The following is a 14342-nucleotide window of genomic DNA, read 5'->3' on the forward strand; positions in this document are numbered from 1 at the left end:
ACGGCTCGGTACCTCCGGTACCGGACTGGGCTCCGGGCGTGGCAGCGCAGCCGTCTCCCGCTCCCGAGTTCCCGCCACCCGCACCTGAGGCCACGCCGGGGCAGGTTCCTGCGCCGCAGGCCCCCGTGCCCGCGGCACCGGCGCTGGACGACGGAACGTTCACAGAGCTGAAGCAGCCGCGCAGTGATGCGCGGCTTGAACTGGACGGCTCGTGGCATCAGATCTCGCGGAAGTACGTCGCCGTGCAGCTGATCACGAACGGCTTCGTGCTGCTCCTCGCGATCGCCGCGGCGATCGTGGTGTGGGTCGTCTTCCAGCAGCTGTGGGCCTTCATCCCAGCAGCCGGTGTCGTGGTCGCCACCGGCTGGGCGATGGCCATCCTGCCGCGACAGGCGCGCGCTTACGGCTACATGCTGCGTGCCGACGACATCGTGTTCCGCCGCGGGATTCTGTGGCAGCGCATGGTCGCTGTTCCCTACGGCCGCATGCAGCTGGTCGACGTCACACACGGTCCGCTGGATCGCGCCTTCGGCATCGCGCAGCTCAAGCTGGTCACTGCTGCCGCCACCACCGGTGCGACGATCCCCGGCCTGACCCAGGCTGGTGCCGAGCAGTTGCGTGACACGCTCATCGAAGTGGCCGAGTCTCGGCGGACCGGGCTGTGAGCGACAACCAGCAGGACCCGAGCGCCGGCATCCCGCCGCAGCCGGACGTAGTGCCGCCGCCCCTGGCGCCCGGTGCTGGCGTGCCGGTGCCCGGCGCCGGATTCCCCGTCGCGCCCGCGGGAGGTGTCTCGCAGCCGCAGCGTGTCGAGAGCGATCTCGCTGATGGCGAGTGGCACCGCATGCACCCGCTGACCCCGCTGATGCAGGGCGGTCTGTTCCTCATCGTGATCATCGGCATCGTGGTCGCGAACATGCGCGACCGGGTGATCGCCCTGTTCGTGCCCCAGTTCCGCGACTACGAAGACCGCTATGCGGGCGATCCCGTCGACTGGATCCTGACGAACAACCTCGTGCTCGTCGCGCTCGGTGTCGTGCTGGCCGTGCTGCTGCTTCTCATCGCCGCCTTCTACCTGTCCTGGCGTTTTCACCAGTTCCGCATCTCCGATTCGGACGTGGAGGTCAAGCAAGGTGTGCTGATGCGCAAGCAGCGCCGCGCTCCGCTCGACCGGGTGCAGGGGGTCAACCTCACCCGGCCGTTCGTGGCGCGCATCATCGGCCTTGCGAAACTGGAGGTCGTGGGCGCGGGTGCCGACGCCAACGTCAAGCTGGAGTATCTGCGCACGGCCGATGCCGAGGCGGTGCGCGCCGACATCCTCGGCCGTGCGTCGGGGCTTCGTCGTCAGCGGGAGCTGCGCCAGAGCGGTCAGCCGGTGCCGCAGACCCGCGCGCAGGAGTTCATCCAGACGGTGGGCGGTGGCATCACCGGCATCATCGACGGAGCTGAAGCCCCCGTTGCCGAGCCGGCAAGCGTCGTGCGCATTCCGGTCGGCCGACTGATCGGCTCGCACCTGTGGAGCCCCACGACGCTGATGCTGCTCGTCTACATCGTGATCGTCGTGGTCGCTTCGATCTTCGGGAGCGAGTACGTCCTGTTCGCGCTGCTTCCGGCGGTGTTCGGTGTCGGTCTGTACTGGTTCCGCAGCCTGATGAAGGTGTTGCGTTACTCCATCGCTCCCACTTCCGACGGCTTGCGGATCACGTTCGGTCTCACCACGACCATCACCGAAACCATCCCGCCGGGTCGCGTGCATGCCGTCGAGGTGCACCAGTCGCTGTTCTGGCGGCCGTTCGGGTGGTACTCGATCAAGATCAATCGACTGAGCGGCAAGAGCGCCGAGAGTCAGCAGACCGACCCGTTCACCACGATTCTTCCCGTGGGAACGCGCGCCGACGTGGAGCGCGTGCTGATGCTGTTGTTCGACCAGCTCGCCACCGCCGATGTCGACCGGATGCTGGTCGACGGTCTCGGCAAGAGGCCGTCCTCCGATCCGTATGTCAACACCCCGACCCGCGCCTGGTGGGTGCACCCACTGAGCTGGAAGCGCACCGGCTTCGTTCTCACGGGCGAGTTCCTGCTACTGCGCCGCGGCGCTCTGGTCCGCACCCTCGCGATGTTCCCCCTCGCGCGATCCCAGAGCATCGATGTGCGTCAGGGGCCGCTCGCGCGTGCGACGCGCATCGGCACGCTTCACGTTCACGTTGTTCCCGGGCAGGTGAGCGGCGTGCTGTCGGGCATCGACCGTGCGCAGCTGATTCCCCTCTTCCAGAACGCGGAGTCGCGCGCCATCAACGCTGCCCGTTCCGACCGGACCCATCGCTGGGCGGAGGCCGTTCAGTGAACGGAGACGGACGGCTCGGCATCGGCGTGATCGGGGCCGGACGCGTGGGTCCCGTCGTGGCGTCCGCCCTCGCCGGCGCGGGCCACGCCGTGACCGCCGTGACGGCGGGATCCGATCCGGATCGGGTGTCTGCGATGCTCCCCGGCGCCCCCCAGGTCGATGCTGTCGAGGTGGCCCGCCGAAGCGAGCTCGTCATCATCGCGGTCCCCCACGACGAACTTCCCGAGCTGATCGCCGGGCTGGCGGCTGTGGGAGCGTGGCAGATGGGCCAGCTCGTGATGCACACCGACCCCGCATACGGCGTGGAGGTGTTCGCGCCCGCTCGGCCAGCGGGCGTCATCCCGTTGGCTGTTCACCCGGCGATCGTCTTCACTGGGACCAGCATGGACCTGCGGCGGCTGTCCGGAGCGTACGCGGCGGTGACGGCACCGGGACCCGTGCTGCCGATCGCGCAGGCGCTGGCCGTGGAGATGGGGTGCGAGCCGGTGGTCGTCGCGGAGGAGGATCGTCCCGCTTACGCGGAGGCGATCACCACCGTCACCACTCTGGCCGCGGAGGTGGTGCGTCAGTCGGCGGACCTGCTTCGCGGCATCGGGGTAGGCAACCCCGGCGGATACCTCGAAGCGCTCGCACATTCGAGCATCGACAGCGCATTGACGGCGGCCGGCCGCGGCGATGAGATGCTCACGGCCGGCTTCCTCGACGACTCGGAGGAGGACGGCGAGGAGGACTGAGTCAGTGGAGATCGCGCAGCCGTGCCGTGATCCCCGCGTCCTCGCCCTCACGTCGTTCGTACGTCACGGCGAGGATCAGCAGCACCGCCCCCACCACGGCCAGTGTGATCCACCAGGGCATCGACTCGATGCCGCGACCGAACTGCACGGCGAACACGAAGACGTTCTCGACCGGCAGCACGATCACGCCGATCAGGAACGGCGCGCGCAGCTTGGCGCGAGCGCCCCAGAGGATGCCGATGAGGGCGAGCACGATGACGAGGATCGCCCGCCAGGTCTGCGGGTCCGTGAACGTCGCGATGATCGATGCCAGCACCGTGATGGCAGCACCCGGACCGAGGATCGGCCAGGACCCCGTGGCGCCAAGCGGCCAGGCCAGCAGTCGCTTCTGATCGGTGATCCGCGGAGCCAGCCCGCGGCCTGGGGCCGCCGGTGCGATCCGATCGCGGAACACGAGGCCCGCGGCGAGGAGGAACAGGCCGAGGGGGAGCGAGAACCACTCCACGCGAAGCTCCCGTGTGGACCACGCCACAATCGAGGTGACGAACGCGAGCAGGAACAGCGCCGGGATCGGGGGCAGGTGTCTGACACCACGTCGCAGCAGCACGCTCACGCCCAGCATGAGCGCAAGTGTCATGATCATGGCCGTCCACATGGTCCACATCGAGATGTCGTCGCGGCCCATCAGGGGCCACGCGCTCGCCAGCACGATGACAACCGGGGCCAGCAGCGCGGCCCCTCGCCACCGGCGCGGAAGGGTGCGCGCAGCGGCTGCCGCGGGGACAGCGGCCACCGTGCCGATGATCAGACCTGCAAACAGCGGCGGGAAGGCGATGTGAAGCGGATCGAGGCCGACACCCCATCTCACGCTCTGCACCACGGCCGCCGTGGCGGCGATGATCGCGATCCCGAGCGTCGGAACGGTGAGGGCCCGCCAGTGCGCGCTGCGCCGGAACAGGAACAGCGCCGCGGCGGCGAGCACCCAGGCCGTGGCGATCAGAGCCCAACTGCGCCACGGGATCGGTCCGTCACCCGGTGTTCCCCGAATCGCGAGGACCACGAGGATCGGAAGGACCGCCAGGGCGAGTCCCGCGCCATAGAGCGCCGTGGCGCGGCGCCCGCGCGCCGCGAGCCAGAGCGCCACCAGCACCGCCGTGATGGTCGGCGGCAGCAGATACGGCTCCAGCTCTTCAACGCCGATCAGGCCCCAGACACACCACAGTGCTCCGGTGGCGCTGGCACCCGCCAGCCACCAGCCGTAAGGTCGGTGCGACCAGATGGCAGCCCCGGCGGCGCCGATCGCGAGGATCAGCAGCACGAGGCTCGCGGTGGGCAGCCCCGCCGCCACACGCCACAGGGCGAGGAGCACGGCGAGCCCGCCGGTGAGGAGAGCTGACGCCTCGATCGCCCATCGACTGACGCCGATGCTCGTTGCGGGCAACCGCCGTGCGATCAGCACATCCTCGATCGTCGAACCGCTGGCCAGGGTGAGGGAAACCAGCACCGCGATGATCGGCAGCGCCACTGGCGATCCGCTGGCGGGGAGCTGCGCGCACAGGCAGGTCGTCATGACGGCGAGCGTGGGTACCAGCAGGAAGGCGGCGGCGCCGCGGATCGGTGTGCTCACGGGGCGGTGGCGGGTGAGCACCAGCGTCAGCGTGAGCGCGAACATCGCGCCGGTGGTCAGCGCCGTCCATCCACTGCGCTCGAAGAACACCTGCACGACCCCGAGCAGGTAGGGCACGGCGGTCACGGCGAGGATTGCCGTCCAGCTCCGCGAGCGCGGGCGCGGGAGGAACGTGGCGGCGACCGCTCCGAGTGAGCCGATCGCCGACGTCACGCACAACACGACGATGTCGTCCAGGCGCAGCAGGTGCAGCCCTACGGCGATCACAACGAGGGCGTACGCGTAGCAGGCGCCGACGTGCAGGAACCGAACGCTGGGCGCGATGAGGGTGGCGCTCGCGGCGATGGCAGCGATGACAGCGAGTCCGAACGTCGTTCCCGACTCGAGCGAGCTCCACGAGACGACGGCGGCCAGCACGAGGGCGACATGGGCGCCGAGCGCGGTGACGATCCGCGTGGGATCGGTGCGGTGTCGTGTGGCCATCCAGCGCGTGCGTTCCAGCAGCGCGAGAGCGCCGACGATGATGAGCGCCACGATGACCGTGCCCGTCGGTCGGAGGACGGGTAGGCAGGCGATGACGAGCGAGGCGGATCCCGTGAGAGCGACGGCCAGCGGTCGGGCGATCGTGGCTGCCCCTGGCGTCCGTCCGGCATCGAGTCGGCCGAACAACGCGACGCCCGCGGCCATGATCAGCAGCGCGATCGCCGCGGCGATGGTGGCCGCGGTGGAGACGGCGTCGTTCGTCCATCCGGGGATCAGCACTTCGCCGATCGTGAGCGCACCGACCCGGAATGCGAGGACAAGGGCCAGCATCGCGGGCCAGGCCGCCACGGCGATGATCCCGCCGAGGAACAGTGTCCGGTTGGTCGCCCGCGGCATCGGCAGCAGGACTCCGATCATCACGAGGGCGAGGGCCGCGCCGGTGGCTGTCATGGCGATGACGGCGTCGTCCTCCGACGGCGCGAAGGCGAGCGCGCCGAAGACGAGGCTTCCGGTCAGGAGCGCGCCGGAGGAAAAGCTCCACCAGCGCGGGAGCGGGTGCGCCACCGATGCCCGTGCGATCAGACCGAGTGCGCCCGCGGTGACGGCTACCGGCACCCACAACGCCGCGCTGTCGGTGAGGGCAGGGAAGTCGCGTCCGGCGAACGGGGCGAGAGGCAGAACTGTCGCCCCGATGACGAGCTGCACCGCGGTGAGAGCGCGCCGTTCGGCGGTCAGGGGCGCCTCGAAGCGGGGTGCGAGTCGTCGTATCAGATCGATCAGGGCGCACGCCGTCGCGGCGGCGAGGATATGGCCCAGCACCTGTCCGGCGCCGCCGAGGGCCGCCCATCCCACCATGGCGGGAACGAGCGACGCTCCCATGAGTCCCATCCACAGCCAGCTGCGCAGACGGATCCGATGCCCGAGGATGATCGCGGCGGGCGCGGCGACGGCCGTGCCGGCGGCAGCGGCGATCCACGGGTAGGTGACGGGCTGTGCGACAGATGCGATCGAGAGCGCCACGAACACCAGGCCCAGGGCACCGATCGCCTCCGCCGAGAAGGCGAGTCGGCGACGGGAGAGCGCCCACGCCAGCACCAGGAACGCGGCGGCGATTCCGCCCAGGATGGGCAGCCGCTGCCAGGGCGACGAGAGGTCGGCGTTGAAGAACGAGAACACGACGGCCGCGACGGCGAACAGGCCGGCACCCGCCACGGCGAGCACGGACTGCAGTGAGGCTGACGAGCGTGGAGCCGACGGACGTGGGGGGTTCATAGCAGCGCGCCCCGGTGTCGGCGCAACAGGCGGACTCGGACGGCGAGCGCCGGAGTTGATGTTGCTGCCGATCGTCGTGTGGCCCGCCGCCGCTGGAGCGGTGGCCATGGCGGGAATCGTGATCGAGTCGCCCCTCGACACAGCGCCTTCTAGCGCCGGCGTCGTGACGGCGGCTGCCTGCCCGACGCTGCTCGAAGCCACCGCATCTGCGTGGGAGGTCGGAATCGTGGCCAGCCATCGGCGTCGCGCAGACAGCGCGTCGATCGAGGCCGCCGTGATCCGCCACAGCTCTGCACCTCGTGCCCCACGGAGGTCCGCCGTGCACGCCAGGCACACGCCCTCACGGACGACTCCGGCGAGGCACAAGGGGCATGTGCGGCGGTCCGACAGCTTCGCGATGGTCCGTTCGGTCCAGGCGGCCCCGGCGCGGACGTCGGGGATCATGCGCCGACCTCCTCATCGGGAACCCAGACCAGGATGTCGCCGGGTTGACAGTCGAGCACACGGCAGATGGCGTCCAGGGTGCTGAAGCGCACGGCCTTGGCTCGTCCGTTCTTCAACACCGAGACGTTCACGGGAGTGATCTCGATGGCTGCCGCCAGCTCCGCGACCGACATCTTCTTCTTCGCCAGCTGTACGTCCAGGTTGATGACGATGGCCATCAGACCACCTCCGACAGGTCGTGCTCCAGTGCAGCGGCCTTGCGCACGAGTCCACGCAACACGATGACGAGCAGGGCGCTCGACACGCCCAGGACCACGCCCAGCAGACACACCAGCAGCACGGAGCCTGAGCCGACGCCGAAGGCGAGGAGTCCGATGGTCGCCGTGATGACGATGCCTGTCGCGATGAGCACCAGCGCGAGGATCGTGTCCACCAGCAGGTACGACCGCGGCGAGAAGATCGTCTCCTCGGCCACCAGCGACAGCAGACGCCACAGGCAGAGGAGGGCGATCTGCACGCACAGCAGGAAGATGTCTGCGACGATCACTCCCGGCACCTGCAGAAACGCCACCTGAGGCTCCTTGGCCGCAGTCACGGCGGCCAGGCTGGGCACCAGGAAGACCTGGCAGGCGACGAGGATCGCGAGCAATACGACCAGCAGGACCTTGAGCGCGATGACGACTCTGACGTGCATGATTCCCCCTGAACCACCGATATCTATCGTTTTTCGATACGTACCTATCGCGAAACAATAGGGAAGCGCTGGGCTGTGCGCCAGCCGCGCACAGCAGATTCCAAGGCAGGAGACACTGGCGGACCCAGACAGCGGGCTGCTCCGCACCCGCGGCGGAGCATGCCATCCGCGGCCCGATATCGAGGAGTCGCGCGCGGGAGCGGGCGGGAGCGGGCGGGAGCGGGCGGCGCACGGGCCGGTTGGCGCGCGTCGATAGACTGGGAGGACTTTCACAAGGAGCCCCGCATGACTGAAACGCCGTCCGCCGCGCCCGGCGGAGCCGCTGACGAGCCCACCGCAGAGGACATCTTCGAGCAGAAGGCGGTGCGTCTGGCGAAGCGTGCGAAGCTCATCGAGCAGCGTTCCGATGCCGCAGGTGGCGCCTACCCGGTCTCCGTTCCGGTCACCACCACGATCGCCGAGCTGCGCGCGCAGTATGGCGAGCTCGAGGCCGACACCGCGACCGGCGTCACTGCCGGGGTCGCGGGACGCGTTGTGTTCAGCCGCAACACGGGCAAGCTCTGCTTCGCGACACTGCAGTCCGGTGACGGCTCGCGCATTCAGGCGATGGTCTCGCTCGCGAATGTGGGGGACGAGTCGCTCGCTGCCTGGAAGGAACTCGTCGATCTCGGAGACCACGTGTTCGTCACGGGCGAGGTGATCTCCTCCCGCCGGGGCGAATTGTCGATCATGGTCGCCGACTGGACCATCGCCGCCAAGGCGATCCTGCCGCTGCCCAACTTCCACGCCGACCTCAACGAGGAGACGCGGGTGCGCAGCCGTTTCCTCGACCTGATCGTCCGCGACAAGGCGCGTGAGAACGTCATCGCACGCGCCAAGACGAACGCCAGCCTCCGCCAGACCTTCGCAGATCACGGTTTCATCGAGGTGGAGACGCCGATGCTGCAGGTGCAGCACGGTGGCGCGTCGGCTCGTCCTTTTGTGACGCACTCCAACGCTTTCGACACCGAGCTGTACCTGCGCATCGCACCCGAGCTGTACTTGAAGCGCGCGGTGGTGGGCGGCCTGGAGCGGGTATTCGAGATCAACCGCAACTTCCGCAACGAGGGTGCCGACTCCACGCACAGCCCCGAGTTCGCCATGCTCGAGGCGTACATGGCCTACAGCGACTACAACGGGATCGCCGACCTCACGCAGGAGATGGTGCAGAACGCGGCGATCGCGGTCTCCGGTTCCCCTGTGGTGACCTGGGCCAATGGCACCGAGTATGACCTCGGTGGCGAGTGGGCCCGCATCTCGATGTACGACTCGCTGTCCGACGCCGCAGGCCGGGTCATCACCCCGCAGACCTCCCTCGCCGAGCTGAAGGCGCTCGCGGACTCGGTGGGCGTGGAGGTCCCCGAGAAGGTCGCGACGCACGGCAAGTACGTCGAAGAGCTGTGGGAGCACTTCGTGAAGGGCGCACTGGAGCGTCCGACCTTCGTGATGGATTTCCCGGTGGACACCTCCCCGCTGGTGCGCGAGCACCGGAGCATCCCGGGCGTCGTTGAGAAGTGGGACCTGTACATCCGCGGATTCGAGTTGGCCACCGGCTACTCGGAGCTGGTGGACCCCGTCATCCAGCGCGAGCGTTTCGTCGAGCAGGCGAAGCTTGCGGCACAGGGCGATGACGAGGCGATGAGCGTCGACGAGGAGTTCCTGCGTGCGCTCGAGCACGCCATGCCGCCCACGGGTGGCATGGGTATGGGCATCGACCGCCTGCTCATGGCCATCACCGGCCTCGGCATCCGTGAGACGATCCTCTTCCCGCTCGTCAAGTGAGCTCATCGGGTGCCGTGGCACCCGGACCGAACGCGGCCCGTCGACCATCCGGTCGGCGGGCCGCGTCGTGCTCACCGCCAACTCGCGCGGCGATATCACGGCTCCGCCCGCGTGAACGCCCAGCCCGGCAGATGCCCGTGCGACGACAACTCTTCGATGATCTCCGCGAGGCGCTGGCTGGGGTCTACCGACAGCGCCGCACGGGCGTACGCGCCGGCGTGCGTTCCCCACCCGAGTGCCCATGCCGCCCAGGCTGCCGATGCCAATGCAGAGCCGCGGAATCGTCCCGTGGCCAGAGCGGCGAGGCCCCGGAGCATGTGCAGCACGCGGTGCAGCCTGGCCGGATCCGGCCGTGGTCCTTCCCCGGCGAGAAACAGGGGACCCGCGGGATAGTCGCCGGATTCCTCCCACTCCAGCTGCGCCTCCAGGACCCGATGCGCGGCGTCTGCGCCATGACACCAGTGTGCGAGCGCGACGTCACGCAGAGACGGACGCGCCAGGCACCACAGCAGCAGCGCGGCGCGTTCATCGGTGAGGATCCCATCGTCAAGAGACGTGAACCGCAGCGCTGTCTCCCACGCGGTTGCGACGTCGGTCAGCTCGGTGAGGATTCGCGCCGCACGTGCATCCAACTCGCCGGACCGATCCGTCGAGTATCGGGCCTGTGTCAGGAGGACGTTCGCGGCCCGTTCGGTGTCCATGAGAGCCGCGGATACGCGTCGTCGACGTTCCTTTGGTGCTCGAACAAGCGTGCTGCCGCCCGCCTGATCGTCCGTGGGTCTGAGAAGGCCGGCCGGTGCTGCTCGCGCGATTTCATCCAATGACCGAGGCGAGGGACGATGATCGTCGCGGTAACTCGCCCACCCGTTCTCCGCGACGGCGAGCGCGTCGATGACGAACAGCCCGCAGGCGTCTGCACGAATGCGCAGCGCCTCCAGAACCTCCCGAGCCCCGCTCGTCGCGAGCTCGCCACCCGTGTAGATGACGAGAACGACGGCATCGACGTCTGGTACTCGACAGGCGGTTCCGATGGTCGTCGCGGCGAACGCATCGATGTCGTCGGTCACCCGATCCACGCGAAGCATGGCGAGCGAGCGGCCGGCCTCGAAGGGGACGACAACCACGCTCTCCCGAGGGACATAGCCGGAGAGATGGGGGATGAGCGCAAGAAGCTCGGCGGAGGAGTCTGCGGTGATGATCGTTCTCATGGGCTCGATGCTCGCAACCGCCGCGCACGGGGATCGGCGCCTGTTGACAGCCTCCGCGCTCAGATCGGCGACATGACGCGGATCGGCGCGCAGCGGTCAGAAAGATCGCGGCCTGGGGAGGAGGCGATGGCTCCGATCCCGCGCCCAGGAGCCGCGGCGTACCATGGGGGCATGGACTTCTGGCTTGCAGCTCTCTGGTCGATCCTTCCCACGGCCGTGGTCCTCGTCGTGTTCTTCTTCGTGCTGCGCGGCATCATTCGCTTCGATCGGTCCGAGCGCAAGGTCTACGCGCAGGTCGAAGCGGAAGAGCGTGCCAAGCGCGGAATGCCGGCGCCGGACGCCACGACGACGGCCGACTGACCGCGCCGGACGACCGCGCCAGGGAGTGTCGTACCCGGACGCTAGGCTGAAGGCCGGGAGGACACGTGATCACATGGTGGGTCGTGGTGGGCGTCGCCGTCGACCTTGCCATCCGCATCGCCGCGATCATCGTCGTGCCGCGCAATCGTCGTCCCACCTCAGCCACGGCGTGGCTGCTCGCGATCTACTTCATCCCGTATTTCGGGGTGCTGCTGTTCCTGCTGATCGGCAATCCACGACTCCCCCGCGCTCGACGTCGTAAACAGTCCCTGGTCAACGACTACATCCGCGAGGCAAGCGCCAACCTTGACGCGCGCTCCTCGGAGGACGACCAGCCGGCGTGGTTTACCTCGCTGGTGCGCATGAATCGTCGCCTAGGCGCCATGCCCATGCTGGATCACAACGACGCCCACCTGGAGCCGGACTACGAGACCAGCATCAACCGCATGGCGGACGAGATCCGCCGCGCCGAGAAGTTCGTCTACATCGAGTTCTACATCTTCCAGGCGGACCACACCACCGAGACGCTGTTCCAGGCCATGGAAGACGCGACCGCGCGCGGCGTGACCGTGCGAGTTCTGCTAGATCACTGGGCCAATCGCTGGAAGCCGTACTACCGCGTCACGCTGCGTCGGCTCGATGCGATGGGCGCGAAGTGGCACCTGATGCTGCCGGTGCAGCCGCTGCGGGGGAAGACGCAGCGGCCGGACCTGCGCAACCACCGCAAGCTGGTCGTCGTCGACGGCGTGGTGGCATGGATGGGTTCGCAGAACATCACCGATTCCAGCTACAACCTGAAGAAGAACATCAAGCGCGGTCTGCACTGGGTGGATCTCATGGTGCGGCTCGAGGGCCCTGTCGTCTCGTCTGTGGCCGCGGTCTTCCTCACCGACTGGTTCACCGAGACCGACGAACTCATCTCGGACGGCGATGTCACCATCGCACCGCCCAGCTCCGGCGGCGATCTGCAATGCCAGATCGTCCCGTCGGGTCCCGGGTTCGAGGTGGAGAACAACCTCCGGATGTTCGTCGCCCTGGTCTACGCGGCGCAGGAGCGCATCGACATCATCAGTCCGTACTTCGTCCCCGATGAAGCGCTGCTGATCGCCATCACCTCCGCCGTGCAACGCGGTGTGAAGGTGGAGCTGTTCGTCTCCGAGATCGGCGATCAGGCCATCGTGTGGCACGCGCAGCGCAGCTACTACGAAGCGCTGCTTCGGGCCGGCGTCCGCATCTGGATGTACCGCCAGCCGTACATCCTGCACACCAAGGGCCTGACGATCGACGACGACATCGCGGTGGTCGGCTCCAGCAACATGGACATGCGATCGTTCGGTCTGAACCTTGAGGTCTCGATGCTGGTACGCGATTCCGGGTTCGTGCAGGAGATGCGCGCGGTGGAAGACCAGTACCGGGAGCTCAGCCGTGAGTTGACGGCCGAGGAATGGTCCAAGCAGCCGTTGCGCTCGACGGTGCTCGACAATCTGGCCCGCCTCACCTCGGCATTGCAGTAGAGGCTCGCGAGACGATCTCGTCATCCGAGACACTGAAGGGTATGAGCATCATGCGACCCCTTCTCATCGGATCCGTGCTGGCCGTTGCCACGCTTCTCACCGGCTGCGCGACCAACGCCGCCGCCCCAGGGGACGCTCCCGAATCTCCGACACCCACGCCGACCGAGCCGTCGATCAGCGATGAATGGACGGCACCGCCGCCCAGCCTGGAGAACGCCACGGTCGTCTGGCTGGACGGCGGAAAGTCGCTGGGCGTGGTCACGTGGGGCAGTGGCAGTCGATCGTGCTACCCCGTGATTCAGGATGTCACCGTCGCAAACCAGGATGTCACTGTCGCGCTCGCCGGCCCGACAGTCAATGGCGTCTGCACGGAGGACCTGCGCGAACAGCTGATCCTGGTGGGGTTGCCTGAGGGCGTCGATTCGAAGACGGCTGCCACCGTGAAACTGACAACCGCCGAGGAGACGCAGGAGATCGCGCTGGCGCCGCGTCCGGCAGACGCCGCCACCACGCCCGCCGGTGAGCCGTCCGCCACTCTCACGCCGATGGGCGTCGTCCTGATCTCCTACGGATCCTCCAGCTGCCCGCCGGTGGTGGACACGATCGACGGCACCACGGTCACCTTCAAGACAATCGATCAGGCGTGCACGATGGACTATTCGCCGCGGGGGACCATGCTGCAGATCGATGGGGCCGCCGTGGGAACGCAGCTGAGTCTCGTGAATCTGGACGGCGCCGCGGATCCGCTCGCCGTCACCGTGCAGAACTGACGTCTCGGTGATGGTTCCCGCTCAGGCGGGGACCATCACCACCAGGCCGCCCTGCTCGATTCGGCCGTCGAGCCCGACCGCCTCGCCCAGCTCATCCCCGTCGAACTCGATCGGCTGAGGTGAGGACACCGCCGCATCCATGCGTGCACCCTGCAGGAACTTGACCGCCTTGCTGCCGCGACTCATCGCGATCACCCGCCGACCGGTGCGGGTGCGACCCAGCACACTGTTCTGCCACCACACCGTGCGCCACACCGCGAGCCACCCCCACCAGGAGCGCGGGCGGAAGATCGCGACATCCAGCAGACCGTCGTCGATCGCGGCCCCGGGCAGGAGTTGAATCCCCGCGGGGAGCTGGCCGCAGTTCGCCCACAGCACGCTGTGCGCGCGGGTGGTGAGGATGCGTTCGTCGTCGACCTGGAACATCACACGGAACGGCGAGACGGTGGTCAGCGAGCGGGCGGCACCGTCGATGTAGGCCACCCAGCCGAAGGATTTCTTCCAATCGTCGCGGGTGTTGCGGATCATCGCCGCGTCCAACCCGATGCCGGCCATCACGACGAACGCGTGCTCCTCCACGGACCCGTCGGCGCGTTTCACGTTCGCGAACCCGATGTCGACAGCGCGCTTCCTGCCGGCGAAGGCGGCGCGGATCATCCGCTCCGGTTCGGAGAGCGGAAGCTGCAGGTTGCGGGCGAGGAGGTTGCCGGTGCCGCTGGGAATGATCGTCAGCGGCGTGCCCGTGCGGGCGATCGCCTCGGACACGGCGCGCACCGTGCCATCGCCACCCGCGACCAGCACCACCGAGGCTCCGGCATCGAGTGCGGCGCGGGTGGCACCCTGGCCCGGATCCTCGACGGTGGTCTCCAGCAGCATCGGCGAGCTCCAGCCGGCACGATGGGACGCGGCGATCACGGCGGAGCGCAGATCAGCGCCGTCCACCTTCACGGGGTTGTAGACAAGTGCCGCGAACCGATCGTCCCTCTCGGCGGCAGAGGAGGACGGGGCGGACATGGGGTCAGCCTAGCCCGCGCACTCGCGCGGCGTGTCCGTGGCCCCGACTACACTGAT

General features: G+C 68.3%; 12 protein-coding genes. 7 read left to right on the forward strand and 5 right to left on the reverse strand.

Annotated features, from left to right (window positions below):
- Nucleotides 1–38 precede the first annotated feature (38 nt).
- The 3 genes from ACI3KU_RS04150 to ACI3KU_RS04160 are packed head-to-tail and all read left to right on the forward strand — an operon-like array spanning nt 39 to nt 3078.
- Nucleotides 39–665: a PH domain-containing protein gene (locus tag ACI3KU_RS04150; protein ID WP_404921145.1), complete on the forward strand. Its 627-nt coding sequence runs from the start codon at nt 39–41 to the stop codon at nt 663–665.
- Nucleotides 662–2344 (forward strand): PH domain-containing protein, encoded by a 1683-nt coding sequence (locus ACI3KU_RS04155; RefSeq protein ID WP_404921023.1) that lies wholly within the window; start codon nt 662–664, stop codon nt 2342–2344. Before ACI3KU_RS04150 ends, ACI3KU_RS04155 begins: the two co-directional genes overlap by 4 nt.
- A complete protein-coding gene (locus ACI3KU_RS04160) occupies nt 2341–3078 on the forward strand; it encodes a DUF2520 domain-containing protein (RefSeq protein WP_404921024.1) in 738 nt (245 codons plus the stop codon). Before ACI3KU_RS04155 ends, ACI3KU_RS04160 begins: the two co-directional genes overlap by 4 nt.
- A 1-nt stretch (nt 3079) precedes the next feature.
- Here ACI3KU_RS04160 and ACI3KU_RS04165 read toward each other — a convergent pair whose 3' ends face one another.
- From ACI3KU_RS04165 to ACI3KU_RS04175, 3 genes are read right to left on the reverse strand one after another with little or no spacing between them, the layout of a single operon-like run.
- Nucleotides 3080–6904: an SCO7613 C-terminal domain-containing membrane protein gene (locus ACI3KU_RS04165; RefSeq protein ID WP_404921025.1), complete on the reverse strand. Its 3825-nt coding sequence runs from the start codon at nt 6902–6904 to the stop codon at nt 3080–3082.
- Nucleotides 6901–7122 (reverse strand): helix-turn-helix domain-containing protein, encoded by a 222-nt coding sequence (locus ACI3KU_RS04170; protein WP_404921026.1) that lies wholly within the window; start codon nt 7120–7122, stop codon nt 6901–6903. Before ACI3KU_RS04170 ends, ACI3KU_RS04165 begins: the two co-directional genes overlap by 4 nt.
- Entirely contained in the window at nt 7122–7598 is a 477-nt protein-coding gene (locus tag ACI3KU_RS04175) for a DUF2975 domain-containing protein (RefSeq protein ID WP_404921027.1), read from the reverse strand. Before ACI3KU_RS04175 ends, ACI3KU_RS04170 begins: the two co-directional genes overlap by 1 nt.
- A 285-nt stretch (nt 7599–7883) precedes the next feature.
- Between ACI3KU_RS04175 and lysS the strand changes: the two genes are divergently transcribed.
- Nucleotides 7884–9419, forward strand: coding sequence for a lysine--tRNA ligase (gene lysS / locus ACI3KU_RS04180; protein ID WP_404921028.1), 1536 nt, complete (start codon nt 7884–7886; stop codon nt 9417–9419).
- Nucleotides 9420–9514: 95 nt separating this feature from the next.
- Here lysS and ACI3KU_RS04185 read toward each other — a convergent pair whose 3' ends face one another.
- Nucleotides 9515–10627, reverse strand: coding sequence for a DUF4192 family protein (locus tag ACI3KU_RS04185; RefSeq protein WP_404921029.1), 1113 nt, complete (start codon nt 10625–10627; stop codon nt 9515–9517).
- A 171-nt stretch (nt 10628–10798) separates the two neighbouring features.
- Here ACI3KU_RS04185 and ACI3KU_RS04190 point away from each other — a divergent pair, with 171 nt between their 5' ends.
- The 3 genes from ACI3KU_RS04190 to ACI3KU_RS04200 all read left to right on the forward strand — a co-directional run bounded on the left by ACI3KU_RS04190 (nt 10799) and on the right by ACI3KU_RS04200 (nt 13271).
- Nucleotides 10799–10987 (forward strand): hypothetical protein, encoded by a 189-nt coding sequence (locus ACI3KU_RS04190; RefSeq protein WP_404921030.1) that lies wholly within the window; start codon nt 10799–10801, stop codon nt 10985–10987.
- 65 nt (nt 10988–11052) lie between these two features.
- A complete protein-coding gene (gene cls / locus ACI3KU_RS04195) occupies nt 11053–12501 on the forward strand; it encodes a cardiolipin synthase (RefSeq protein ID WP_404921031.1) in 1449 nt (482 codons plus the stop codon).
- Nucleotides 12502–12542: 41 nt separating this feature from the next.
- Entirely contained in the window at nt 12543–13271 is a 729-nt protein-coding gene (locus ACI3KU_RS04200) for a hypothetical protein (RefSeq protein WP_404921032.1), read from the forward strand.
- 21 nt (nt 13272–13292) lie between these two features.
- On the opposite strand, the gene ACI3KU_RS04205 is transcribed toward ACI3KU_RS04200, so the two are convergent.
- A complete protein-coding gene (locus ACI3KU_RS04205; protein WP_404921033.1) occupies nt 13293–14285 on the reverse strand; it encodes a diacylglycerol/lipid kinase family protein in 993 nt (330 codons plus the stop codon).
- Nucleotides 14286–14342: the final 57 nt, after the last annotated feature.

The organism is Microbacterium sp. ZW T5_56 (genome assembly GCF_044987425.1).
In the GTDB taxonomy this organism is placed as follows: Bacteria; Actinomycetota; Actinomycetes; order Actinomycetales; family Microbacteriaceae; genus Microbacterium.